This is a genomic window from Brucella intermedia LMG 3301 (genome assembly GCF_000182645.1).
Classification (GTDB): domain Bacteria; phylum Pseudomonadota; class Alphaproteobacteria; order Rhizobiales; family Rhizobiaceae; genus Brucella; species Brucella intermedia.
The window spans coordinates 722,413-747,096 of record NZ_ACQA01000001.1; the positions used below are offsets into that span (position 1 = coordinate 722,413).

Here is a 24,684-nt window from a genome sequence, read left to right on the forward strand (position 1 = left end):
CCTCCCAAGTCGCCGCTGGCCCGGCATTGCCGGTTGCAGCGGTGAAACCGCTGTTCTGCGCTCTGAGGTTTGAAACAGAAGCCTCCTCGACCACCTGCCAAACTTACGCAAACGTAAACGTAATATAGTTTTAGACCGAGCGGAAGAGGATAGTTGCACCTGCAAATCATCCGTGAAACAGCCTGCTTCTATACGGATGGCTGCGTTTGAATGTTGTCTATAGTTAGCAACTGGTTTCGTTCGACGAAGAGCATTTGAATCGAATTTTTGCAAAAATCCAGCAATCGGCGGCACTTGCATGTTTAACAAAATCCCAAGTTTACCCCTTGTTCGGATTTTGTTGGTCGCTCGTTAAGCATCCGATTTAACGTGCATTTCAACCCTTTCCCGTAGATTTGAAAGCATGAACGGAACGACAGAGACGGCAGTTTCAAAGCAATGAAATCAAGCTTTGAAAATAAAGACCGGACGGTTCTCGGGATTTAACAGGGACAAAGAAAATGGCACAGTTTCAGAGCTTTACGAATAAGAACAGCGCAGTTGCACAGGATCGCATTCTTCTGGAAATGGGCATGAAATACGCTATCGGCCGTGATTGCGAGATCGACGTTGTGGAAGCCCACAAGTGGCTGAATATCGCCGCCATCCGCGGTAGCGAAAAGGCCGCCCGCATGCGCAATCAGGTAGCGGCCACGATGAGCAAGGGCGAACTGGCTGCAGCCCTGCGTGGCGCGCGCGAGTGGATGACCACCCACTGACGAGTTATCTTTCGTGACAAAAGCCGCCTTTCGGGCGGCTTTTTGTTGTTCAGCTTATGCCGAGATATCTACCGGGCTTGTGGTTGATCGCGATGATGAGGTTCATCGCAATGGCGCCGATCAGCGAAAGCAACATATTTTCCCACGGAATAAAGAACAGCGATGCCAGCATGATCACGCCATCGAGGCCGAGCTGAAACCAGCCTGCTCTTATCCCATAAGTATCCTGCAGATAGAGCGCGAGAATGTTGACGCCGCCGACGCCGGAACGATGCCGGAAAAGCGCCAGCACGCCCATGCCAATAAGCGTGCCGCCCATGAGTGCCGCGAAAAGCGGATGGACGCTTGAGAAATCGACGCTGAGCGGCATCAACCGGGCAAAGCCAGACATCATCGCCACCGCGACGAAAGTTCTGATGGTGAACGCCCAGCCCATCCGCCGCACGGCGAAATAATAAAACGGCAGATTGATCAGGAAATAAAGCAATCCGAATTCTGCGCCCGTCGCATACTGGATGAGCAATGCAATGCCGGCGGTGCTGCCGGTCATCAGCGTGGCCTGGCTGTAAAGTGTAATGCCGAGCGCGATGAAGGATGTGCCGATCAGCATCGCCATCGCATCTTCATAGAGACGGTGACGATCGGGCGCGGCGGATTTTGACGCATCGATGAGCGGGGCGGCGTTATCAGCGATATCGGCCACGGGTAAACTCCAGAACAGCGAAAAGCCGGCAGGCCGGCAAAAAGATTACGAGGCCGGAAAGAAATCCGGTGTGGCATGCATTCGCGCTGTGCAGATGGCGAGGCCGTGGCACGCAGCGTAAAGTCTTGGGAGACGGCCAAATATAACAGTCGCCTCGGCCCTTCGCACCGCTTGAAAAATTGTTATTTCGCGGTCGACTTTGTGGATTTGTCGCTATCGGAGGGGGCGTTTGTTTTATTTTATTTCGCGCTTCACCAGCGACAGAAAGCGTTCCACTTCACGCGGGCTGCGCAAATGGTGCTTGACGAGGTGTGGGGGCGCCTTGTCTAGAAAGGCGAGCGCACGAATGCGACCGTTCTTGCGATAGCCCGCCACCCATTTCAGGAAGTCCCAGTCGAAACGCTCCACGCAGCCTCGCGCCATATCCGGACGGGAGCGGCCATAATGCTTCAGCGTCCTTTTCACCACCCGCCACAGCCGCCGCCCGGTCGATATATCGAGAAAAATGAGCATATCCGCTCGTGAGGCTCGATAATTCATAGTTTCGCTATGATTTCCCTCGAATATCCATGCATCCCGATCTGCCGCTTCGATGGTGAGGCGACCGATCTCGTCACGCGGCCGCATCACCCAGCCGGGCTGCCAATAGAGGGTGTCGATATGAACGACCGGTAAGCCGGTAATGTCGCCGAGCGCACGCGCAAGGCTTGATTTTCCGGAACCGGCACCGCCAATGATCATGATCCGCTTCATCACCTGTCTCGTTCCCGGATTTTAACTCTGTTCGAATAAAAATCGGACATGAGGAGCGAAGTACTATAATTTTACTTCATGGCACCCGAATGACCATAACGAGCAAAGAAAGTCCGTTAGAAAATTTGTATTGGAGTTGAGGGTAATATTGCCCAGATGATTGACAGTCAACTTTGCGAGGCGCAATGTTGACGTATAAACGGAACGGGTCAGAGCAACGATGACGTCTGCCGTTTTTCTATATTAGCAAGATCGCAAGGCATGAAACATGCCGGGTGATTGCAAGAGCTGCATTCGACAGGAGTGACACGATGTCTATTCGATCCATCACAGCTATGGCCGGCACAGCCATTATCATGAGTGCCGCCGCATTCGCTTTTTCTTCGCCTGCCAATGCGCTGACGATGAAGGAATGTAGCGCAAAGTATCAATCGGCCAAGGATGCCGGTACGCTTGGCAACATGAAGTGGAACGATTTCCGCAAGGCTCAGTGCGGTGACGCCGCGGATGCCGCCGCAGCTCCGGCTGCGCCCGCAGCTGCTGCTCCAGCCAAAAAGGCCGCCGCTGCACCTGCAGCAGACGATAGCGCCAAGGGCCTGACGATGAAGCAGTGCAGTGCCAAGTATCAGGCGGCGAAGGATGCCGGCACGGACAATGGCGCGAAGTGGAACGATTTCCGCAAGGCCGAGTGCGGCCCGGGCGCCGATCCGGTTGCGCTCAGCACGGACGGTAATTCCGAACCTGCGGCGCCGACGGTTGCTGCGCCGAAGGGCGTGAAGTTCCCGACCGCCGTATCGGCGAAGTTTTCCAGTGAATCCGCTGGCAAGGCTCGTATGCACACCTGCCTCGAACAGTACCACGCTTTGAAGGACGCCAATGCGCTGGGTGGCCTGAAGTGGGTGCAGAAGGGCGGCGGTTATTACAGCCTCTGCAATGCACGCCTGAAGGGTAATTCCTGATTTTCGGCGCATGAGAACGAGAAGGGGCCTTTCGGCCCCTTTTTATTTGGTTCTTGAGAACCAACTGGCGACTGCGACGACCAGCCAACCAAGAATCATCAATGATCCACCGGTCGGTGCGGCCATCGGAAAAAGCCGGTCACCCGTCATGTCGCGCATGAAGAGGTCACCGCAGAACAAGGCGAGGCCGAGAGCGAGCAATGCCCCGCCCAGATAAGCGACGCGGCTTGCCGGTACAATCAGCGACAGCGCGAGGAAGGCAGGCGCATGGCCGAGAAGCAGCGGAGCAATAGTGCCCAGGTGGTTCTCTCCTCCGTGTGCAGCACCTGCATAAGCGGCAATCGCAAATGCGCCGCACAAGCCGGCAAGCGTGCTGAAAAGAATACTCTGAGGCCAGCTATCGGATCGTTTCTGCAATTTGGACCTCCACCGTTCGGGCAGTTTCGCGAATGTCTGCGTGCTTGCGGGCATCTTCCAAAGCTGCAGGAAGGGCAGCCTCGAAGAGATCGAGCTGCTCTTCAACGCCGACACTCACGCGAATGCAGCGTTCCAGAATCGGAGCTCCGGGTTTGCGGACAAAAATGTCCCGCGCAATGAGCCCGTTGAGAACTGCCGTGGCAAACGCTCCATCCCTGCCGCAATCGACGGCGACAAAATTGGTGGCGGATGGAATGGCTGAAAGGCCATTGGCCTCGGCGATTTGAGCGATACGGTCCCGCCCGGCCTGTATTCTCGCAACCACGACGTTCAGGTAGGCCTGATCCTTGAGGGCAGCTATAGCTGCCGTCTGTGCAAGCCGGTTCACCGCGAAATGATCGCGAATCTTATCGAAGGATTTGATGGCTTCGGCACTGCCCACAACATAGCCGCACCGAATCCCGGCAAGGCCATAGGCTTTGGAGAAGGTGCGCATACGAAGGACGTTCTGGCGGTCGGTTTCGAAGGGCGGGAAAGCGGATGCAGGCCCTGTTTCACAATAGGCCTCATCGAGAATGAGCAGCGTGCTTTCCGGCACACGCTCGATGAAGGACTGGATATCCGAACCCTCATGCCAGGTCCCCATCGGGTTATCAGGGTTGGCGAGATACAAAATCGCTGCATCTTGCTTGCGCGCCGCATCAAGCAGGCCGTCAAGGTCGGACTTGTCATCGATATAGGGAACAGTGACCAATTTGCCGCCATAACCGGCAACGTGGTAGTTGAAAGTCGGGTAGCCACCAAGCGAGTTGATGACCCTGTCGCCTTCCCGAACATATTGCCTGACCACAAGGCCAAGCAGAGCATCCACGCCGGCTCCCGGCATGATATTTTCGGGCTTTACACCGTGATGTGCCGCAATTGCGTGACGCAGCTCATAATTTTCAGGATCGCCGTACTTCCATATCTCGCCTGCTTCAGCTTGAATGGCTTCGAGAACGGAAGGCGCAGGCCCAAAACTGCTCTCATTCGCGCCGATTCGCGCTTTGAATGGCTTTCCACGCTGCAACTCAAGCGTCTCGGGACCTGTAAATGGAACGGTAGACGGCAGGTTTGCAACGAGCGGTGTAAGGAGAGGCGATCCCATGACGATTTCCAGTCGATTCTCAGTCCTGTAAATGCGGACAAGTCGAGCGACCGATAATGCTGTCAGTCACCGCGCCTGTTCCGGTGAGAAAGGCATAGCAACTTGTATTGGCCGGTGCCATCACAATGATTCTGCGTCGACTGAATTATCAAGCAACGATCAGGCTGGCAGTCGTTCGAACGGAGTGAACTCGAGATCCACCCAAACTGAATGATCCGGACGTGGGTCCGAATATGGGCATCGCCATTATCACTGCCGCACCAACCCAGTTGGCCGTCAAATCCCCCACAGTGTTGAAGTCGCACCGGACGCATTTTGATCAGTTCGACGGAATGAATTCCAGCCGATAGCCGTCTCACATCTTCCGAAAACCGTTTCGCAGCTTTCCAAGGTGTTTCAATGGACTTCGAGCACTTTCACGCATGAATCGAGATCGTGTGTCGCCAAATGCGCATAACGCATGGTCATCTGCAGGGTCTGATGGCCCAGCCACATCTGAACGCGACGGATATCGATCCCGCCCCGGACCAGACGGGAGGCACAGGTATGACGCAGAATATGCGGAACGACCTGATCGTCGGTGCCCAGCCCAACCTCCATCTTTGCTTCATTCCAGATCTGGCGGAACCGGACCTGATTGAGCATCGAGAAGGGACCTTTGAGCTTCTCATGCGGGATATGTGCTGCTTTTCGTGCACGCCGGGTGAGGGGGACAGTGCGACTACGATTCGACTTGGTGAGCCAGAAGGTAACCCGCTGATCCTGAACATCGTTCCAGGTAACGCCGATTGCTTCACCGAGACGGCAACCCGTGTCGACAAGGAATAGGGAAAGCCGGTAGCTATCTTCGCATCGCGATTTGATCGCGGCGAACAGGCGCTTCTCTTCCTCATATTCAAGGAATCGGATGCGTCCGACCCGTTCTTTCTGCCGGACGAACTCCGGTAAATTGAAGATATCTCCCATCTTATGCGCCTTTCGCAGCAGCTTGCTCAGCGCAGCCATCTTTCTATTGATGGTTGCATTGCTGTTGCCGCGCTCACGGAGCGAACCGATGACGGAGTCAAGCATTTCCTGATCGAAACCTGAAAAACGCTCGCCTTTCAGAATCTCGTCAATTTCGCCGAGAAACGACTTCACATTATACTTGTGTGATCCATCATCCCACAGGATGTTGATGTATTTCCCCGTCAGTTCCGCCACCGAAAATTGTTCGACAAGCCGGTGGTTCGGACTTTTGCTGGATGTGTACTTTAAGTGGTAGTCGACTATCGGCGTAAACTTGTCGCCCATGTCGATCTTCGTTTCCCCAACGACGATCATTGCACGCCCCCCATAGCTTTATGAGACGCACAATTAATGAAATAATTCTCAGAGCACAAGATAAGTGAGCTAACTTTATGCGGAGACATGCTCGGACCTTTCTAAAAGACCGTATTTGCCCCCAACTTTTTGTCGTCCCCCGTCACTCCCCTCGGTTTTCGATCCTTTTCGAAATCCCCATTTCTGAAGGATCAAAATTCACGCGTTCGTGAGCATCGTTTCAAATGAATGTGCGCCAACGGTTTCCCGTTGGCGCTTTTCGCCTAAGCGTCGACCTGATTAGAACGAGCGCTGGAAGCGAAGCATGCCCTGGAACGCATCTTTGGTGACACGCAGCGGATGGTCATCATCCCAACGGGTGTAGGAAACTTCAGGCGTAATGGTGAAGCCTGGAACCAGCTGATAGGCAACGTTTGCTGTAACTGCGGTCTTGCCCCAGTCTTCATATGCAGCCTGAACGTTGATGACAGCCTTTTCAGTGGCCTTGTACTTCAAGCCACCCCAGACGGCCCAGTCACCGCCCCACTGACCATACATCTGATCGTTAGACTCTTCCGAGGAATATCCAGCCTGCACCCAGACAGAGAACTGGTCGGTGAGGTTTACGTCACCGCGAACCTTGGCTGCCCATTCTTCAATTACGGAGTCATAAGCTACCACAGCTGCGATCGCGCCCCAGCCACCGGCGTACTTCACGCCACCAACGACATGCGGAACATAATCATTGACGACATAGCCTTCGCCGCCTTCTTCCAGAGCAACAGTCGCTGAGAAACCGTTGCCGCCGGTGAAGGTGTAAGAAATCTTGCCCGTACGATAAGCACCCGCAGCTACAACGTCGTCGTTGATGACATCGCCAAGATAGCCGGTGAAGGTATGGAACGACGATTCGTCGAGACCTACGCGCAGGCCGCCCAGTTCGATATAAGCGAATTGCAACGTCGTCGACTGACGGTCAGCGCCATAGCCTTCAAAGCCGGTGTCACCGAGATTGCCCGGAACAGCGTCCCACTGAAAGCGGTTCTCGGTAAACGTACGAAGAGTACCCAGTTCCGTTTCAGTCGCAGTATGGGTGCGCAGCGCGAAACGTGCACGCTTTACCCAACCACCCAGTTCAACGCCGGAGTAGGCATCATCGCCACCCTTTACGTCGTAACGAACGTAACCGGAAATACGCAGGCAGGTTTCGGTGCCTGGGATGTAGAAGTAGCCGGCGCCGTAAGCATCGCAGACGCGGACATATTCAACGGCTTCTGGCTCTGGTGCGACGATTGCGTCGGCAGCCTGAGCGCCGGAAGCTGCAACCAGAGCTGCAGCGGAGCCAAGGAGAAGGCTCTTGATGTTCATTTCTGACCTCCAGTCAAGAATCGGAGGTTTTGGAAATAAACTATATATTTCAAACGGTTGTCGGATTTCGGAAACCAAGGCGCAAAAAGTCAGGAAATCGGCTGCCAGTCGATCGCGCGGCTGATACGGTGCGAAAAGGCGCATAATCGCACGCGAGGAAGCGAATCTGGATCTGATCTTGTGAGGGAATGTGCGTGGAGCAACTGGCGGAGAGGATGGGATTCGAACCCACGAGACCCTTATGAGGTCTACTCCCTTAGCAGGGGAGCGCCTTCGACCACTCGGCCACCTCTCCGGTAAGGGCGAGATAGCCGGTACGCTTTGTCATTTCAAGCGAATTGCGCGCCAACTGGCAAAATTTCCTGCGAATTATCGCACTTTATATATACGCGATCAGGAATGTGCGTGGAATCATCGGCTTTCGTCCGGCCCGGCGCTGTCGTTTTGCCTCGCATAAGAAGGAAAGATTCGCCCTGGTTTCGACCAATGTGGCGGCCCATGACGATAGTCTGACATATTCTCCGCCTGGAACGCCAGAAGTCGTGGATTCGCTTCCCTGAAGTGGGGGCGATGCCAAAAAACGCGTGTTTTCAAGCGTTAAGACCCGTTAATTCCCATTTACTCATGTTAATAAACCCTAAACTCCCTGCCCGGAAACGGGCAATTTCGTGTCTTTTCTGCAACAGAGCTCCCTCATAGAAGCACCAGAAAGGTTGGGAGAGTGCATTCGATGTTGAAACGAGAAAGCGGGCGAGTATCTTCACATCCAGAAGAAGGAGCGCTTCGGGGTGACTTTTTCAAAAGGGGATGGGGACAGGTTGTCCTTCAGCCAAATCAGAATGCCCAGACCCATTTTTAACTTTGACTGGAGGTCAGAAATGAACATCAAGAGCCTTCTCCTTGGCTCCGCTGCAGCTCTGGTTGCAGCTTCCGGCGCTCAGGCTGCCGACGCAATCGTCGCGCCAGAGCCAGAAGCCGTTGAATATGTCCGCGTCTGCGATGCTTACGGCGCCGGCTACTTCTACATCCCAGGCACCGAAACCTGCCTGCGTATTCATGGCTATGTTCGTTACGACGCTACGGGCGGCGATCGCGTTTACGCTCGTTCGCTGGGCGACGTCGAGCGCGACACCTGGGGCAAGAACGCCCGTGCAACGCTTCGCTTCTCGACCGCTTCGGAAACCGAACTCGGCACCCTGAAGACCTTCACCGAACTGCGTTACAACTGGAACGGCGGCGGTGACGGCGAAGAATACGCTTACGGTTCGAACGAAAACAGCTCGCTGCGTTACGCTTACATCCAGCTCGGCGGCCTGCGCGTTGGTCTCGATGAATCGGCCTTCGTGACCTTCCCTGGTTACCTCGGCAACGTCATCAACGACGACGTGATCCTCGCTGGCGGCTACCGCACCAACCTCATCAGCTACACCTTCACCGGCGGCAACGGCTTCTCGGCCATCCTGTCGCTCGAAGAAGGCGGCAACGGCGACTCCGACGTTGACGTAACGCTCAAGGACTACACGCCGCACGTCGTTGGTGGCCTGAAGTACGCTGGCGGCTGGGGTTCGATCGCAGGTGTTGTCGCTTATGACGCCCGCAACGAAGAGTGGGCTGGTAAGGTCCGCGCTGACGTGAACATCACCGACCGTTTCTCGGTCTGGGTAATGGGTGGTTACAAGTCCAACGACGACAACTACTACGTCACGCAGGAATTTGCTGACGGCAGCTGGCGCGGTATTCGCCGCATCGACTCGTTCTACGGCACCTGGGGCGGCGATTGGGCCGTTTGGGGCGGCGCAGCGTTCAAGGCAACCGAAAAGGCTACCTTCAACGTTCAGGTCGCTTACGAAGATGCAGAAACCTTCGCTGCAACCGCAAACGTTGCTTACGAACTGGTTCCTGGCTTCACCATCACCCCGGAAGTTTCCTACACCAAGTGGAACGACAAGCACTCCGAACTCAAGGGTGAAGACGCCTGGCAGGGCATGGTTCGCTTCCAGCGCTCGTTCTAATCCTTCGGGATTGTTCAAAAAGAACCCGGCAGCATCGCTGCCGGGTTTTTTGTTTATTGATTTTCACGGTTGTGATCTTGCTTTCACCGAAAACTCGGTCTTTGTACGGAGAAGGAGACGATACGTGTTTCGTCGCTACACCTCCCATCATTCCCAGCGTGGAGATGCCCCGATATGTTCAAATGGTTTTGGCCCGGCATGACATGGACCGCAGCGCTGACAGCGCTTGCGCTCTGGTTCGGGGCCGACCGGGTCGAGACGGATATTGCGACGCGGACCGGCGCAGCACTTGCTCCATTCGTGTGGACGGGCTTGGATGTGGACGGCCGCGATGTGACGCTGAAGGGCATTGCTCCCGATCCAGAGGCTCAATCTGCGGCGCAGGATGCGCTGGCAAATGTATGGGGGATTCGCGAGATCACCGATCTGACGAGTGTTTTGCCGCTCGTGTCGCCCTATGCGTTGCAGATAAGGAAGAGTGCTGACGGAATAATCCTGTCCGGTTCAGTTCCAGATAATGATGTCAGAGACCGAATCATGACTGCCGCCGAAAGTGCGGCTCCGGGCATTCCGCTTGATGACCAAATGGCAATGGGTCGCGGCAGCCCACCGGACTTCGCTGATTCGGTGGAGTTTGCCTTGCAACTTCTGTCGGGATTGCGGGAAGGGGAGATCGGGATTTCTGATCGCAATATTTCGATCAAGGGCAGGGCAGCAGACACGGCGAGCTATCAAAAGCTCGAGTCCCGATTGAATTCGCCGCTCCCTTTCGGCCTGACGGCCGGACAGGTTGAGATTGGCGAAGCCGAGCTTCAGCAGTGAGGCAGGCTGATCTGATTTGGAGTTCATCTCCGCCAGTTTTCTGTTCGGAATTGACAGCTCGCCTGTTCGGGCCTTTCCTTTCGCACTATGAATAGACATAGCGGAGCATATGTTCCGTTTCCGGAATAGAAAGCGGACCTGACAATGCTTTATCTAGCTGTATCGTTTTGGCCGGTTCTCGTCGTGTCGGTTCTGATCGGCGCGGTCGTGGGCTGGCTGACCGGTTCGAAGTAATGGTTGCAAATTTGGGGCAGGGAAAATTGACGGCGACTATGTTCGTCGGGCTTGAGTAATTTGGAGTACGAGGAAACCATATGCCGTTGCTGATTGTTCAACTGGCTGTTCTTGTTGCCGTCGCTTTTATTATCGGGTGCCTTCTGGGCCGCTTTCTGAGGCGGAGAAACGCTGCTGTCCCGGATAGCGAACGCACAATCATTGCCGCAGCACGTGCTACATTGCCTGTCGACGAGAAGCCGGAAACGCCCAAGGAAGCTGCAGCACCGGCTGAAGCTGAAGAGCCCAAGGCTTCAACACAGCCGAGCGAGCCGGAGACGATTCCGGTCAAAGCTGTACCTGAGGCAGAAGTGGTTGGAAGTTGGCCCTTGGAGGCCGAAAGCCCTGACGCAGATGCGGAACCGGTTCTCGATCCGGGCCGTCCGGAGCTTCTTGAAGCTGCGCGTCGTGGAAAAGCCGACGATCTCACCGTCATAAAAGGTATCGGCAGGGCTGTTCAGGGTTTGCTCAACGGTATCGGCGTATTTCACTATGACCAGATTGCCAGCTGGAACGATGAAGAGTCGCGCTGGATTGAGCGAAATATTGGCTTCCCGCGCCGCGTGGAGCGCGAGGATTGGGTCGCGCAAGCTGCAAAACTGGCAAATGCAGCGAACAAAGCGAGCGCCAAGCAGGCGGACAAGCCCCGAAAGGCGCCGGCCAAACCCAGGCCGCGACGGACAAAAAAAGCAGGCGAATAGCCTGCTTTTTCTTTGTCTTGTATTTTCGCTTGGAGCATTTCCAGCAAAAGTGTGAAACGGTTTTGCGTTGGATAATGCGATACTTCCGGCGCTTCTGTTAAACAGGACCAACTCTAACGCCGACCGTGGATCAGGTCAGCCTGGATATCGGCGCTCCCGGTCAGGCGAGCCTTATATACCTCGTAGTTTTCCATCACGCGCTGAACATAGTTCCGCGTTTCCGAATAGGGAATGCGTTCAATCCAGTCCACGACCTGATCGATAGGCTTCCCACGCGGATCGCCATATTTCTCGACCCATTCCGATGCGCGGCGAGGGCCGGCATTGTAACCGGCGAAGGTGAGCACATAGGAACCGTTGAAGCGGTCGAGCTGTTCTCCGAGGAAGTGGGCGCCAAGCGTCGCGTTGTAGCCTGCATCCGTGGTTAGACGCGGCGCGGAGAAGCTCATACCGTTACGGGTCGCCACGCTTTTCGCTGTTGCGGGCATCAATTGCAGGAGGCCGCGTGCACCGGCCTTTGAAACGGCACCGACGTTGAATTCGCTTTCCTGTCGCGCGATTGCATAGGCGAGGGCCTTGCCGGACCCGCTTATATTGGCGGTAGCAGGAATTGCACCGAGCGGATGTGACAGAGCGCCGACATCGAGACCGCGCAATGCAGCGGTTTTGCCGACGCGCAGCGCCAGATAATGATTTTCGTTGCGTTCGGCCATGACCGCCAGCAGGGCCAGTTCGCCCACGCTGTCGAGTTCCTGCGAAAGCTGGTTAAAGAGCGCAGTTGCACGATTGCTGTAACCGACCTGTTCCAGCCGCTTGATTGCCTGCACAGCAGGGCGACCGGCAAAGCGCGTACGATCCGCGTCGGTCGGTTTCGGATAAATGAGTTCCGGTGCCCTTTCGTTCAGCTTGGCTGCTGAAAGTTGTCCGTAGAATGTCGTGCCGAAATGAGCGGAGCGACGATAAAAGTCGCGCGCATCGCCGCCGCTGCCCGCCTCAGCCGACCTTCCGAGCCAGTAGAAAGCCCGCGATGCGGAAATGGGACGCGAGGAAATTTCCGCGATCCTTGCGAAATGCGGTGCAGCAGTCTTTGGCTGGTTCAGGGCGCGGAGCGCATACCACCCGGCATGAAATTCAGCTTCTGCCGCCATTGTCGGGGATTCGGCTGCGTGGGTCGAAACCACCTTGTAGGCGAGTTGCGGCTTGCCCTGATCAAGCAGTTCCCGCGACAGGATACGCCGCTCCACCCACCAGGCATCCGGATCGACCAGTGCCGAGGCCTGACGCGGCGCTTTCAGCATGAGGTCCGTGGCTTCGTTGAAGCGTTCGGCGCGACGCAGATAGCGAATCTTCAGGAACTGGTAGGCGGCATTGCCCTGCCAGCTGCGGTCGACATCCGCTATCGCCTTGGCTGCGTTCGGAGATTTTTGTGCAACTGCCGCAAAGGCGTTGTAGAGCGATTGAGCCTGCGCCGGACCTGCAAGTAATTTTGCCGATTGCATACGGTCATTATAGAGCGAGCGCAGAATACGGCGCTGATGGTCCTCACGCGTCAGGACGCCCGAGAACTCTTTCAGGATCTTTTGCTCGTCATCGGCAGAAAGGCGCTGCGTAGCCCACCATGGTGAAAGTAGTTCACGCGCTTTGCCAGCATTGCCGGAGCCGACATAGGCGCGGGCGAGAACGATCATGCCTTCGGTCGTTTGTGGACGCCTGTTGCCAAACGTGGCGATGACCGTGGCGGGCGCCGGATTTTCCTTGAAGAGGGCCCGTTCCGAATTGCTGCGCAGAGCCGACATTCCGGGCCAGCCGCGAAGATCCGTCGCTGCTGCAGCGATTTCCGCACTCGGCACACCGTCGAGGCCCGAAGTGGCAATCGCCCAGGTCAGGATTTGACGGTCAAGCGACCCATGCGGCATGGCGTTGCGAAACGCGATCGCACTTGCTGCATCACGAGAAGAAAGAGCATCGAGCCCGCTTTTCAGCGTTCCGCCGATGGTGGCCGGATTTTCCATGCGTCCGACCGCCGATGTCACAACCGGGTCGGGCGTAGCCGGACGGGGTTTCGGCGTCACCAGATTCATCGGCGACTGATGTGTCGCGGTCGGTGCAAATGGGCGCGCGAGCGGGGTTGGAATATCCGACGGCAGCGACGATTGTGCAAGCGAAATCACCGGCTGCAAGGCAACCGCAATAAAGCAACTCGCGAGGAGTGCCTTTTTCGTCAGGGATATCGCTGCGGCTTGTTTTAACATTGGCTAACTAGAACAAAGACTTGGTTGATGCGCAATATGTTGTTGAAATCAGGCTTTTCTTAGCCGGGCTTTAGGCCGTCGATTTCTCCGTCGAGGTTAGGCTCAAGGAATGAATCTCTCCTTAACAAAGCGTTATCTACAACCTCTGCGGGGCGCGGCCACTGCGTGACGCTTGATGTTCCTTTAATCAATCCCGGCGTATCATTGGCAGCGCACGGAACCGGCAACAAATTTTGCCGCAAAACTGCCGCATTGCGCCTGTTTTGCCAGCATACCCCGCTTGCTCCACTCGTGCTGCAAGACTATTGTGCAACGCCTCGACCCGGTCACATGCCCAAGATGACTGCGGAATGAGGTCCCGTCTTTCTTTTTTCAGGAGTTCACTAATGCTGAAGGGCTCAATTACCGCGCTTGTCACGCCATTCGATTCCGAAGGAGCGTTCGACGAGAAAGCCTTTCGCGCATTTGTAAACTGGCAGATCGAAGAGGGTACCAAAGGACTGGTTCCGGTTGGCACGACCGGCGAAACGCCGACCCTTTCGCATGACGAGCACAAGCGCGTCATCGAGGTTTGCATCGAAGTTGCGGCTGGCCGCGTTCCGGTCATTGCCGGTGCCGGCTCCAACAATACGGTGGAAGCGATCGAACTGGCGCAGCATGCCGAAAAGGCCGGTGCCGATGCCGTTCTCGTCGTCACGCCTTATTACAACAAGCCGAACCAGCGGGGTCTTTACGAACATTTCTCGCGCGTGGCCCGCTCAATCTCTATTCCGCTCATCATCTACAACATTCCGGGGCGTTCGGTCATCGACATGACGCCGGAAACGATGGGCGCCCTTGTTCGCGACCACAAGAACATCGTGGGCGTCAAGGATGCTACCGGCAAGATTGAGCGCGTTTCGGAACAGCGCGCAGCCTGCGGCAAGGACTTCATCCAGCTTTCCGGCGAAGACGCCACTGCGCTCGGCTTCAACGCCCATGGTGGGGTAGGGTGCATTTCGGTGACGTCCAATATCGCGCCGCGTCTTTGCGCCGAATTTCAGGATGCATGTCAGGCGGGCGATTTCGCGAGGGCGCTTGAATTGCAGGATCGCCTCATGCCGTTGCACAAGGCGCTCTTCATCGAGCCGAATCCCTCGGGTCCGAAATATGCCCTGTCGCGACTTGGCCGCGTGGAAAATGCACTGCGCTCGCCGATGGTGACGGTGGAAGCCGCGACGGCAGAGAAGATCGATCAGGCCATGAAACATGCGGGTCTGGTCAACTGACCTGCAAACTTTGCCGCTTTCGCTGATTTTTACGCTCCCGTAGCTTCGGGAGCGTTTTCATTTCAGGCATTGCACATTATATGGTGCCATCATGAACAAGCCTAAGAATTCTCCCGTGCGCAAGATCATCGCGGAAAACCGCAAGGCGCGCTTCAATTTTGAAATCCTCGATACGCTCGAAGCCGGTCTCGTTTTGACAGGCACCGAGGTCAAGTCGTTGCGCGCCAATCAGTCCAACATAGCGGAAAGCTATGCGAGCTTTGAAAATGGCGAGTTCTGGCTCATCAATTCCTATATTCCGGAATATACGCAGGGCAATCGCTTCAATCATGAGCCGCGGCGCCTGCGCAAGCTGCTCATCAGCAAGCGTGAAATGTCCCGCCTCTTCAATTCCGTGTCCCGGGAGGGGATGACCGTGGTGCCGTTGAAGCTCTACTTCAATGATCGTGGCCGCGCGAAGCTGGAACTGGCGCTGGCGCGAGGCAAGAAGACTCACGACAAGCGCGAGACGGAAAAGAAGCGCGACTGGAATCGCGAAAAGGCTCGCTTGCTGCGGGACCGCGGTTGAGCACCGGAATGTAGAAAGAGCGCCTCAGGCGCTCTTTTGATTCAGATAATCCCGCACATTCCGGAACACGGTGCGGAACATGGCATCCGTCAGTCGCCCGGTATTCGTATTATAGCGTGAGCAGTGATAGCTGGAAAAAATACGCAAGGTGCCAATGTCGCTTGCCCTGTCGTGGCCGAAGGGGTGCCGCGCAACCGGCGCGCCGAGTGCACGAACGGTTGATTGATGCGCGATCGTTCCAAGCGTAACAACGGCTTGCAGATTGGGAAACCGGGTCAGCATTGGCGACAGGAACTGGCGGCAATTATTGATCTCGGAGCCGATTGGCTTGTTTTCCGGTGGGACGCAGCGTACCGCGTTGACGATGCTGGCATCCAGCAGCCGCAGGCTGTCGTCCGGACGCGCCTCGAACTTGCCGGTCGCAAATCCGAATTCGGACAGAGTGCTGTAGAGAAGATCGCCGGCATAATCGCCGGTAAAGGGACGCCCGGTCCGGTTGGCGCCGCGCAGGCCCGGTGCCAGTCCCACAATCAGGAGCCGGACATCGGTGTCATCTGCCGGAAGAAACGGAGGAACCGGGGCGTTGTGCCATGACGGCTCCTTGCGCCGCCATTCTTGCAGAAAGGCGTGCAGCCGCGGGCAGATGTGACAGTTGGGAGATGGTTCGGAAATCATGCCCTTGCATGAACCGGCTCGACGATGGCGTCAATAGCTCTCGTCGAGATCATCATCCTGGCGGCGCGGGGGACGTTCTGATGGATCGCGGCCGATCTCGGCCTTGAGCGAGACCAGATCGATGAAATGATCGGCCTGGCGGCGCAGCTCATCCGAAATCATGGCTGGCTGGGTGGTGAGGGTTGAGACGACCGAAACCTTGCGGCCCTTGCGCTGGAGAGCTTCAGCGAGCGACCGGAAATCGCCATCGCCGGAGAAAATAACGAAATGGTCGACTGTATCGGTGAGCTGCATGGCATCAACCGTCAGTTCGATATCCATGTTGCCCTTCACTTTGCGGCGTCCGGTGGAATCGGTGAATTCCTTGGCAGCCTTGGTGACGACCTTGTAGCCATTGTAATCCAGCCAGTCGATCAGCGGGCGGATCGAGGAATATTCCTGATCTTCAACAAGGGCAGTGTAATAATAAGCGCGGAGCAGATAGCCACGCTTTTGAAACGCCTTCAAAAGCTTCCGATAATCAATATCGAACCCCAAGGTCTTGGAGGCGGCGTATAAATTGGCGCCATCAATAAAAAGCGCAATCTTTTCACGAGAATCGAACATCGTGCAATATATCCACTCTACGGCCGGACGGGAGTGGACCGGCGACCGCTTATTCAGTTTGTTTTCTAAACGGCGGGTGGTATCGAAATTTACCAGTGCGTTTATTGCCTTCTAAGGACATATCACAGAAAAACAAGCAACCATTGGTTGTTATTTGCCCCCGCTAAATTACCAGTAAGGGAGTCTTGTCTCAGTAATCGCGTTCGAGATTATAAAATATTGTGCCGTTTTGACGCGCCGCCGTGTTTTATGAGGCGAATCCATGAAATTGACGTTGTTTTGGCAGATTTCATGCGGCGATGCACGAGCAATTCCGCTTTTGCTTGTAATTTGGCTCCACACGCGTTATGTGGGGAAAAATCCATTAAAGTTCGAGAAATGAAAGGGACCGCGCATGGCCCGCGTCACTGTTGAGGACTGCGTAGATAAGGTCGAGAACCGTTTTGAGCTGGTTCTGCTGGCTGGTCACCGTGCTCGCCAGATTTCCCAGGGTGCACAGATCACCATCGACCGCGACAACGACAAGAATCCCGTCGTTGCCCTGCGCGAAATCGCCGACGAAACCCTGTCGCCGGACGATCTGAAGGAAGACCTCATCCACTCGCTGCAGAAGCATGTGGAAGTCGATGAGCCGGAAGCGGCTGCACCTGCACAGATCGCCTCTTCGTCGGAAGACGTCGCGGAAGGCATTGCCGAAGCCGCTGAGGAAGATGTGGTTACTTTCGACCGCATGTCGGAAGAAGAGCTGCTCGCCGGTATCGAAGGCCTCGTTGCGCCAGAGAAGAACGACGATTTCTGATCGTCTTCTGGATTAATTCTTTTTGCATGCGCTGCGACTTTCCGGTCGTGGCGCATGTTTTTATGCGCCGGTGACAGCTTGAACTATCGGTTGCGATTTTCGGAAAGGCAGGCGCGCAGTTTCGGTGGGTGGAGGCATCCTTTGTGGGTCGAGTGGATGCGCACCCCTTTAATGACGGGCCATTTCCGCCGGAAATTAATATTGTCGGCAGAAAATCAAACCTGAATGTCGAGAATTGTTCGATTTTCGGCGATTTTGGGTCAGAATGCCCGATACGTTTGCCGCGTATGCATGCAAGTATCGGTTTCCAAAGGGAGTTTTCGTAGATGATGCGCCAATATGAGCTTGTGGAGCGTGTACAGCGATACAAGCCTGACGTGAATGAGGCGCTTCTTAATAAGGCATATGTCTATGCCATGCAAAAGCATGGCAGTCAGAAACGTGCTTCCGGCGATCCCTATTTTTCCCATCCTCTCGAAGTCGCCGCGATCCTCACCGATATGCATCTCGACGAAGCGACGATTGCGATCGCCCTTCTGCACGATACGATTGAAGACACGACAGCAACCCGACAGGAAATCGATCAGCTTTTCGGCCCCGAAATTGGCAAGCTCGTTGAAGGGCTGACCAAGCTCAAGAAGCTCGACCTCGTTTCAAAGAAGGCTGTGCAGGCGGAAAACCTCCGCAAGCTGCTTCTGGCGATTTCCGAAGATGTCCGCGTGCTTCTCGTCAAGCTGGCGGACCGTCTGCACAATATGCGCACGCTGGGCGTGATGCGGGAAGACAAGCGCCTGCGCATCGCCGAGGAAACGATGGATATCTATGCGCCGCTTGCTGGCCGCATGGGTATGCAGGACATGCGCGAAGAGCTTGAAGAACTTGCTTTCCGCTATATCAACCCGGATGCATGGCGCGCCGTTACGGATCGTCTGGCAGAACTTCTGGAAAAGAATCGCGGCCTGCTGCAGAAGATCGAGAAGGACCTGTCCGAGATTTTTGAAAAGCACGGCATCAAGGCCAGTGTGAAGAGCCGCCAGAAAAAGCCCTGGTCCGTCTTCCGCAAGATGGAAACAAAGGGGCTGTCGTTCGAGCAGCTTTCCGACATTTTCGGCTTCCGTGTCATGGTGGATACGGTGCAGGATTGCTATCGGGCGCTTGGTCTTATCCATACGACCTGGTCGATGGTCCCGGGCCGGTTCAAGGATTATATCTCCACGCCAAAGCAGAACGATTACCGGTCGATCCACACCACTATCATCGGTCCGTCGCGCCAACGTGTCGAGTTGCAGATTCGCACGCGCGAAATGGATGAGATCGCCGAATTCGGTGTCGCCGCCCACTCGATCTACAAGGATCGCGGCAGCGCGAACAATCCGCACAAGATCTCCACCGAGACCAATGCTTATGCATGGTTGCGTCAGACGATCGAACAGCTTTCCGAAGGCGACAATCCGGAAGAATTTCTCGAACACACCAAGCTTGAGCTTTTTCAGGATCAGGTCTTCTGCTTCACGCCGAAAGGCCGTCTCATCGCCTTGCCGCGCGGCGCGACCCCGATCGATTTCGCCTATGCCGTTCATACCGACATTGGCGACAGTTGCGTCGGGGCGAAGGTCAATGGCCGCATCATGCCGCTGATGACCGAGCTGAAGAACGGTGACGAAGTGGATATCATCCGTTCCAAGGCACAGGTTCCTCCTGCCGCCTGGGAATCGCTTGTCGCGACCGGCAAGGCGCGCGCCGCCATCCGCCGCGCAACGCGCTCGGCAGTCCGCAAGCAATATTCGGGACTGGGCATGCGCATTCTCGAACGCGCCTTCGAGCGCGCCGGAAAGCCATTCAGCAAGGATATCCTGAAGCCGGGGCTGCCCCGTCTGGCCCGCAAGGATGTCGAGGACGTGCTGGCCGCAGTCGGCCGCGGTGAACTGCCGTCGACCGATGTCGTCAAGGCTGTTTATCCCGACTACCAGGATACACGCGTGACCTCCCAGAACAACCCGGCCAAGACCGGCGAGAAGGGTTGGTTCAACATTCAGAATGCAGCCGGCATGATATTCAAGGTGCCGGAGGGCAGTGAGGACGCGACAAAGTCCGATGCCGACACCGCGCCGAAACCGGGGAAAAAGGCATTGCCGATTCGCGGTACCAATTCGGACCTGCCGGTGCGCTTCGCCCCGGAAGGTGCTGTGCCCGGCGACCGTATCGTCGGTATTCTTCAGCCGGGCGCCGGCATCACGATCTATCCGATCCAGTCGCCCGCGCTGACAGCCTATGACGATCAGCCGGAGCGCTGGATCGATGTGCGCTGGGACATTGACGAGCAGATGAGCGAGCGTTTCCCTGCGCGCGTCAGCGTGTCGGCCATCAACTCGCCGGGCTCGCTGGCCGAGATCGCGCAGATTGTGGCGGCCAACGACGCGAATATTCACAATCTTTCCATGGTGCGCACCGCACCGGATTTCACCGAGATGATTATCGATGTCGAGGTTTGGGACCTCAAGCATCTCAACCGTATCATTTCCCAATTGAAAGAAAGCGCGAGCGTCAGCGGCGCGAAACGCGTGAACGGATAGGACTAAGATGAACACCGAAGATGTGCTTGCCGTCTTCCGCGAAGCGGGAGCGATCCTTGAAGGCCACTTTATTCTCACATCAGGCCTGCGCAGCCCCGTTTTTCTTCAAAAGGCGCGCGTTTTCATGCACGCCGACAAGACGGAAAAGCTCTGCAAGGCACTGGCGGCAAAAATCGAGGCGGCCAATCTCGGGGCCATCGATTACGTGGTCGGCCCGGCGATTGGCGGCCTGATTCCTTCCTATGAGACCTCGCGTCATCTGCGCGTCCCGTCGGTCTGGGTGGAGCGCGAGAACGGGGTGTTCCGCCTGCGGCGTTTCGATGTGCCGAAAGGCGCGCGCGTCGTCATCGTGGAAGATATCGTCACGACAGGGCTTTCCATTCGCGAAACCATCGACTGCATGAAGAACCTCGGTATCGAAGTCGTGGCTGCGGCCTGCATCGTCGACCGCTCGGCGGGAAAGGCCGATGTCGGCACGAGGTTGATTTCGCTCGCCGAATATGAAGTTCCAGCCTATCCCGCGGATAAATTGCCGCCGGAGCTTGCTGCAATACCGGCTGTGAAGCCCGGTAGCCGCAACATTTAAGCAGGCCAGCCGACGGCTTTCCACACGCTGCAGGGGAGGATACACCCCTGCGGCGAAATTCCGCTTTGCGGGACGCGTTCTAGTTACCTATTTAGGGGGTGTCGCGAAGACACCCTTCCGGCCCCGTAAACAGGATTCCATCGTGAGTGTAGCGCCTATCATATTCGATCCCAGGTCGCCTTATCGTGCGCCATGTGGGGTATGCGTGGATTGCGATGTTCGGCGGATGGCGGTTTGTGCTGCGCTGGACGATGGGGATCTCGGCGCTCTGGAAGCAATCATGACCTCCAAGCGGCTTGATGCCAATGAGCAGCTGGTGGAGGAGGGCGAGCCGAAGCGTCGTGTCTTCAGCCTGACTTCCGGTATGCTGCGCATCTATACGTCGCTTCCCGATGGGCGTCGGCAGATTGCGGGTTTCCTGTTCCCCGGCGATTATCTCGGTCTGGCTGACGACGAGACTTACTCCCAGTCGGTCGAGGCTGTGGTGCCATCGGTCCTGTGCGCCTTTTCCACCAGGGAAATGGACGACCTGATGGAGCGTTTTCCCAGGCTGAAGGAGCGCCTGCATCAGATGACGCGGGCCGCACTTCGCACGGCGCGCGACAACCAACTGGTTCTCGGTCGCCTTGCGCCGGTGGAAAAGCTCGCGAGCTTCCTACTGGTTCTTTCCGCCCGTGCGGAAAAGCGCGGTGAGAAGCCCAACCCCGTTCATCTTTCGATGAACCGTACCGACATTGCCGACTATCTAGGCTTGACGATCGAAACCGTCAGCCGCAGCTTCACAAAGCTGAAAACCCAGGGCCTGATTCAGTTGATAGACGCCAATACGGTGGAAATCCTGTCCCGCCGGTCGCTGGCGGCTGTTGCGGGAATGGACCCGGAGAGCCTTTAGGGCTTTCCAGCAAAATTTCTGAGAAAATACTCTGATTTCGAGCCATCGCCGGGCCTATTTGCGTTGATTCAAATCAATGCGGAGTCCGGCGGAACAGCCTATTCCTGACCATGGAAGTTGACGCGGCCTTGAGGGTCGCGCCGTTCAGAATGGGGAAAACAGGTGCTGTTGTGGCTGGGAATTGCAATATCGGCTGTCATGCATGCGGGCTTCCTTGCCGCATCATGCCGTCTTGCCCCGCAGAATGTCGCCCCGGTTCGGGTGTGCGTATCCCCGGACGGGCTTCGCCGGAGCGCCCAACGCTTAAGGTGGACGCGCTATGCATGAAGAAGCGATAAGACGCTACGCGGCGTTGGCGGTTCCCAGATATACATCCTTTCCAACGGCTGCGGATTTCATACCGGTAGGTGTCGAGACGACGCATCGCTGGCTGCGCCAGATCGGGCCGGAGGAAAGTGTCTCCCTTTACATCCATGTGCCTTATTGTCGGCAGTTGTGCCATTACTGCGGTTGCCACGCAAAAATGGCTGTCCGCAACGATGTGGTCGAGAATTTCTGTACCGCTCTGCTGAGCGAAATCGAGACCGTCAGCAAGAGCTTGACCGCGCGGCCGAACGTCGTCCATCTTCATTGGGGCGGGGGGACGCCCTCGATCTTGAACCCGCGCCAGTTTACCAGCATTCTGGCTGCACTGCGCGTGGCGTTCGACTTTTCGCCCGAGATGGAACATGCCATCGAGCTTGATCCGCGCACCGTCACGCCACAGCTCGCCCGTACGCTTTCGCTCATGGGCGTCAATCGCGCCAGCCTCGGCGTGCAGGATATCGACGCCGAGGTTCAGAAAGCCATCGGTCGCATCCAGCCGATAGAGACGGTTGCCAAGGCCGCGAGCCTTCTGCGCGAAGTCGGTATCGATCGGCTCAACTTCGATCTCATCTATGGCCTGCCGTTGCAGACGGTGGAGACATTGCGCGAGACCTGCGAAAAGGTTGCCGCGCTCAAGCCTGATCGCGTTGCCTGCTACGGCTATGCGCATCTTCCGCAGCGCCGCGCCAATCAGCGCCTCATCGATGCGAGCCTCCTGCCGGATGCCGATGAACGCTTCGCGCAGGCGCGCGTCGTCGCGGAAAGCTTCATCGGTTTCGGTTATGAACCTGTGGGGATCGACCATTATGCATTGCCGGACGACAGTTTGGCCGTTGCCGCGCGCAACGGCACGCTGCACCGCAATTTCCAGGGCTATACGGATGATCGCTGCCAGACTTTGATCGGCCTGGGTCCGTCATCGATTTCGCAGTTCCCCGGCGGCTATGCCCAGAATATCTCGGACGTGACGCAATATTCAAAACGCGTCCAAGCGGGTGAACTTGCAACGGTTCGCGGCTATGCCATGCGCGAAAGCGACCGTATCCGCGCCGGTATCATCACAGCGTTGATGTGCAATTTCCGGGTCGATCTGAACATGACGGCGCCGGGCGTGGAGTTTTCCGACGAAATGGCCCTGTTGCGCCCTCTGGTCGCGGACGGATTGGTGGAAATCCGTGGCGGGGTCATCAGCGCGACAAGCGACGGCAAGCCGCTGATCCGTCTGGTTGCTGCTGCTTTTGATGAATTTCGCAGGGAGACGATGCACGGCTTCAGTTTTGCCGTCTGAACTTGCGCTGGAACAAAGAGGTAGAGCGAAAGAAGCTCTATCAAAAGAATGCTGCTGCACCGGGCCGTCAAAAGGTCAGTGGCATGGGAGCACCGCCGTTGGGGGACGTGCGGTGCTCCACTATTTTAGAGCACAGCCCGGAAGCCGGAGGGCTTTCGGGCTGTGCGTTTAAGGGTCAGGCTTTGCGGTTCTTTTCGAGCTTTGGCAGGAAAATCGTCAGCAACCCAAGCAGGGGCAGATACGAGCAGATGTTGTAAACATACTCGATGCCCTTCTGGTCAGCCACGACGCCGAGGACGGCGGCTGCAATACCGGCCATGCCGAATGCGAAGCCGAAGAACAGGCCCGACACCATGCCGACGCGTCCCGGCAGCAATTCCTGTGCGAATACCACGATGGCCGGGAAGGCCGAGGCGAGGATCAGGCCGATGATGACCGTCAGGACAGCCGTCATTTCGAGGTTGGCATAGGGCAGGGCAAGCGTGAACGGCAGGACGCCGAGGATCGATGCCCAGATCACCTTGCGCGCACCGATCTTGTCACCGATGGGGCCGCCGATGATCGTTCCTGCGGCAACCGCGCCGAGGAATAGGAACAGAAGCAACTGCGATGACTGCACCGACACGCCGAAGTGGCTGATGGTGTAGAAGGTGTAATAGCTCGTCAGGCTGGCCATGTAGATGTACTTGGTGAAGACCAGCATCGCCAGAACGCCAATCGAGACGAGAACCTTGTTGCGCGGCAGCGGAAGGGTCTTGTCCGGCTTTGCCTTGCTGGCATTGGCAATCCGGTAGCGATTGTACCAGTTGCTCACATACCAGAGCAGCATCATGCCGATCAGCGCGGCAACGGAGAACCAGGACACGCTGATCTGGCCGAACGGCAGAACGATGAACGCTGCCAGAAGAGGGCCGATCGACGAGCCGAAATTACCGCCCACCTGGAACAGGGACTGCGCAAAGCCATGTCGTCCACCCGAGGCGAGACGTGCGACACGGGCCGCTTCGGGATGGAAAACAGATGAGCCGAAGCCGACGAAGGCCGCACCCAGAAGCAGGATCGAATAATGATGCGCGGTCGCCAGAAAGACGAGGCCGACAAGCGTGCAACCCATGCCGAAGGGCAGGGAATAAGGCATCGGCTTGCGGTCTGTGTAGATACCCACCAGTGGCTGCAGGATCGATGCCGTCATCTGGAAGGTGAACGTCAGAAGTCCGATCTGCCAGAATGACAGGCTGTAATTGTCCTTCAGCATCGGATAGATGGCCGGAAGGAGCGACTGCATCATGTCGTTCAGGAAGTGGCCCATGCTAGTGGCCAGAATAATGGCGAGGACAGTATTGTCCGCGCCGCTGTTTGATGGCTGCTGTGCAGCACTCATGCTCATACTGCTACTCCGAAGATGGAAGTCAGTCTTCTGGTGTATTTCCTGCCGATACTATCTGACAGCTGGAAACGAGACCTCAAGGAAATTGCGGGGCTTTGATGAGAAACCAGCGAAAATTTGCGAATTTGATGTCTGAACAGGCACGTGTCCTGCTCAAACGTCAAATTCATTCCGCCAGCGAATGTCGCGACCCATTCTCAGCACGCTAT

The 24,684-nt window shown here is 56.5% G+C and carries 22 protein-coding genes and 1 tRNA gene; 12 read left to right on the plus strand and 11 right to left on the minus strand.

The features are described from left to right. Positions 1–500 precede the first annotated feature (500 nt). The gene (locus OINT_RS03360; protein WP_006466362.1) at positions 501–758 is read left to right on the plus strand and encodes a sel1 repeat family protein; all 258 of its coding nucleotides are present in this window, start codon (positions 501–503) and stop codon (positions 756–758) included. A 49-nt stretch (positions 759–807) separates the two neighbouring features. Here the strand turns inward: OINT_RS03360 and OINT_RS03365 are convergent, their stop codons facing one another. Beyond that, positions 808–1,461: a YitT family protein gene (locus tag OINT_RS03365; RefSeq protein ID WP_006466363.1), complete on the minus strand. Its 654-nt coding sequence runs from the start codon at positions 1,459–1,461 to the stop codon at positions 808–810. 234 nt (positions 1,462–1,695) lie between these two features. After that, complete coding sequence (locus tag OINT_RS03370) at positions 1,696–2,214, minus strand: P-loop NTPase family protein (protein ID WP_039852442.1); 519 nt, start codon at positions 2,212–2,214, stop codon at positions 1,696–1,698. 311 nt (positions 2,215–2,525) lie between these two features. Here OINT_RS03370 and OINT_RS03375 point away from each other — a divergent pair, with 311 nt between their 5' ends. Beyond that, positions 2,526–3,173, plus strand: a complete 648-nt coding sequence (locus OINT_RS03375; protein ID WP_039852444.1) for a hypothetical protein — start codon at positions 2,526–2,528, stop codon at positions 3,171–3,173. 42 nt (positions 3,174–3,215) lie between these two features. Here OINT_RS03375 and OINT_RS03380 read toward each other — a convergent pair whose 3' ends face one another. The 5 genes from OINT_RS03380 to OINT_RS03400 form a co-directional block, all read right to left on the minus strand. Further along, complete coding sequence (locus tag OINT_RS03380; RefSeq protein WP_006466366.1) at positions 3,216–3,590, minus strand: DUF423 domain-containing protein; 375 nt, start codon at positions 3,588–3,590, stop codon at positions 3,216–3,218. Then, positions 3,571–4,737, minus strand: coding sequence for a pyridoxal phosphate-dependent aminotransferase (locus OINT_RS03385; protein ID WP_006466367.1), 1,167 nt, complete (start codon positions 4,735–4,737; stop codon positions 3,571–3,573). Before OINT_RS03385 ends, OINT_RS03380 begins: the two co-directional genes overlap by 20 nt. Before the next feature lie 396 nt (positions 4,738–5,133). Continuing rightward, complete coding sequence (locus OINT_RS03390; RefSeq protein WP_006466368.1) at positions 5,134–6,060, minus strand: tyrosine-type recombinase/integrase; 927 nt, start codon at positions 6,058–6,060, stop codon at positions 5,134–5,136. A gap of 279 nt (positions 6,061–6,339) precedes the next feature. Next, entirely contained in the window at positions 6,340–7,407 is a 1,068-nt protein-coding gene (locus OINT_RS03395) for a porin (RefSeq protein ID WP_021587881.1), read from the minus strand. A gap of 204 nt (positions 7,408–7,611) precedes the next feature. Next, positions 7,612–7,702 (minus strand) — tRNA-Ser (locus OINT_RS03400). A gap of 583 nt (positions 7,703–8,285) precedes the next feature. Here OINT_RS03400 and OINT_RS03405 point away from each other — a divergent pair. From OINT_RS03405 to OINT_RS03415, 3 genes are all read left to right on the plus strand, one after another. After that, positions 8,286–9,419, plus strand: a complete 1,134-nt coding sequence (locus tag OINT_RS03405) for a porin (protein ID WP_006466371.1) — start codon at positions 8,286–8,288, stop codon at positions 9,417–9,419. Positions 9,420–9,593: 174 nt separating this feature from the next. Continuing rightward, positions 9,594–10,241 carry a BON domain-containing protein gene (locus OINT_RS03410; RefSeq protein ID WP_006466372.1) on the plus strand — a complete coding sequence of 216 codons (648 nt, stop codon included), beginning with the start codon at positions 9,594–9,596 and terminating at the stop codon, positions 10,239–10,241. Between the two features lie 314 nt (positions 10,242–10,555). After that, positions 10,556–11,215 (plus strand): hypothetical protein, encoded by a 660-nt coding sequence (locus OINT_RS03415; protein WP_006466373.1) that lies wholly within the window; start codon positions 10,556–10,558, stop codon positions 11,213–11,215. A gap of 113 nt (positions 11,216–11,328) precedes the next feature. On the opposite strand, the gene OINT_RS03420 is transcribed toward OINT_RS03415, so the two are convergent. Further along, positions 11,329–13,467: a lytic transglycosylase domain-containing protein gene (locus OINT_RS03420; RefSeq protein WP_006466374.1), complete on the minus strand. Its 2,139-nt coding sequence runs from the start codon at positions 13,465–13,467 to the stop codon at positions 11,329–11,331. Between the two features lie 386 nt (positions 13,468–13,853). Here OINT_RS03420 and dapA point away from each other — a divergent pair, with 386 nt between their 5' ends. Both dapA and smpB read left to right on the plus strand, forming a co-directional pair. Continuing rightward, on the plus strand, positions 13,854–14,735 hold the full coding sequence (gene dapA / locus OINT_RS03425) for a 4-hydroxy-tetrahydrodipicolinate synthase (protein WP_006472309.1): 882 nt from the start codon (positions 13,854–13,856) through the stop codon (positions 14,733–14,735). A 91-nt stretch (positions 14,736–14,826) separates the two neighbouring features. Next, positions 14,827–15,303 (plus strand): SsrA-binding protein SmpB, encoded by a 477-nt coding sequence (gene smpB, locus OINT_RS03430; protein WP_006466376.1) that lies wholly within the window; start codon positions 14,827–14,829, stop codon positions 15,301–15,303. Positions 15,304–15,327: 24 nt separating this feature from the next. Here smpB and OINT_RS03435 read toward each other — a convergent pair whose 3' ends face one another. Both OINT_RS03435 and OINT_RS03440 read right to left on the minus strand, forming a co-directional pair. Next, positions 15,328–15,978: a uracil-DNA glycosylase gene (locus OINT_RS03435; RefSeq protein WP_006466377.1), complete on the minus strand. Its 651-nt coding sequence runs from the start codon at positions 15,976–15,978 to the stop codon at positions 15,328–15,330. Between the two features lie 30 nt (positions 15,979–16,008). Then, positions 16,009–16,584: a LabA-like NYN domain-containing protein gene (locus OINT_RS03440; RefSeq protein WP_006466378.1), complete on the minus strand. Its 576-nt coding sequence runs from the start codon at positions 16,582–16,584 to the stop codon at positions 16,009–16,011. Between the two features lie 394 nt (positions 16,585–16,978). Here OINT_RS03440 and rpoZ point away from each other — a divergent pair, with 394 nt between their 5' ends. The 5 genes from rpoZ (at position 16,979) to hemN (ending at position 23,088) form a co-directional block, all read left to right on the plus strand. After that, positions 16,979–17,383 (plus strand): DNA-directed RNA polymerase subunit omega, encoded by a 405-nt coding sequence (rpoZ, locus tag OINT_RS03445; protein WP_006466379.1) that lies wholly within the window; start codon positions 16,979–16,981, stop codon positions 17,381–17,383. Between the two features lie 326 nt (positions 17,384–17,709). Then, positions 17,710–19,956, plus strand: coding sequence for a RelA/SpoT family protein (locus OINT_RS03450; RefSeq protein WP_006466380.1), 2,247 nt, complete (start codon positions 17,710–17,712; stop codon positions 19,954–19,956). 7 nt (positions 19,957–19,963) lie between these two features. Further along, entirely contained in the window at positions 19,964–20,542 is a 579-nt protein-coding gene (pyrE, locus tag OINT_RS03455) for an orotate phosphoribosyltransferase (RefSeq protein ID WP_006466381.1), read from the plus strand. Positions 20,543–20,768: 226 nt separating this feature from the next. Then, positions 20,769–21,434, plus strand: a complete 666-nt coding sequence (locus tag OINT_RS03460) for a helix-turn-helix domain-containing protein (protein ID WP_210268934.1) — start codon at positions 20,769–20,771, stop codon at positions 21,432–21,434. 319 nt (positions 21,435–21,753) lie between these two features. Beyond that, positions 21,754–23,088, plus strand: coding sequence for an oxygen-independent coproporphyrinogen III oxidase (hemN, locus tag OINT_RS03465; protein ID WP_006466383.1), 1,335 nt, complete (start codon positions 21,754–21,756; stop codon positions 23,086–23,088). Between the two features lie 175 nt (positions 23,089–23,263). On the opposite strand, the gene OINT_RS03470 is transcribed toward hemN, so the two are convergent. Further along, the gene (locus OINT_RS03470; protein ID WP_006466384.1) at positions 23,264–24,475 is read right to left on the minus strand and encodes an MFS transporter; all 1,212 of its coding nucleotides are present in this window, start codon (positions 24,473–24,475) and stop codon (positions 23,264–23,266) included. Positions 24,476–24,684: the final 209 nt, after the last annotated feature.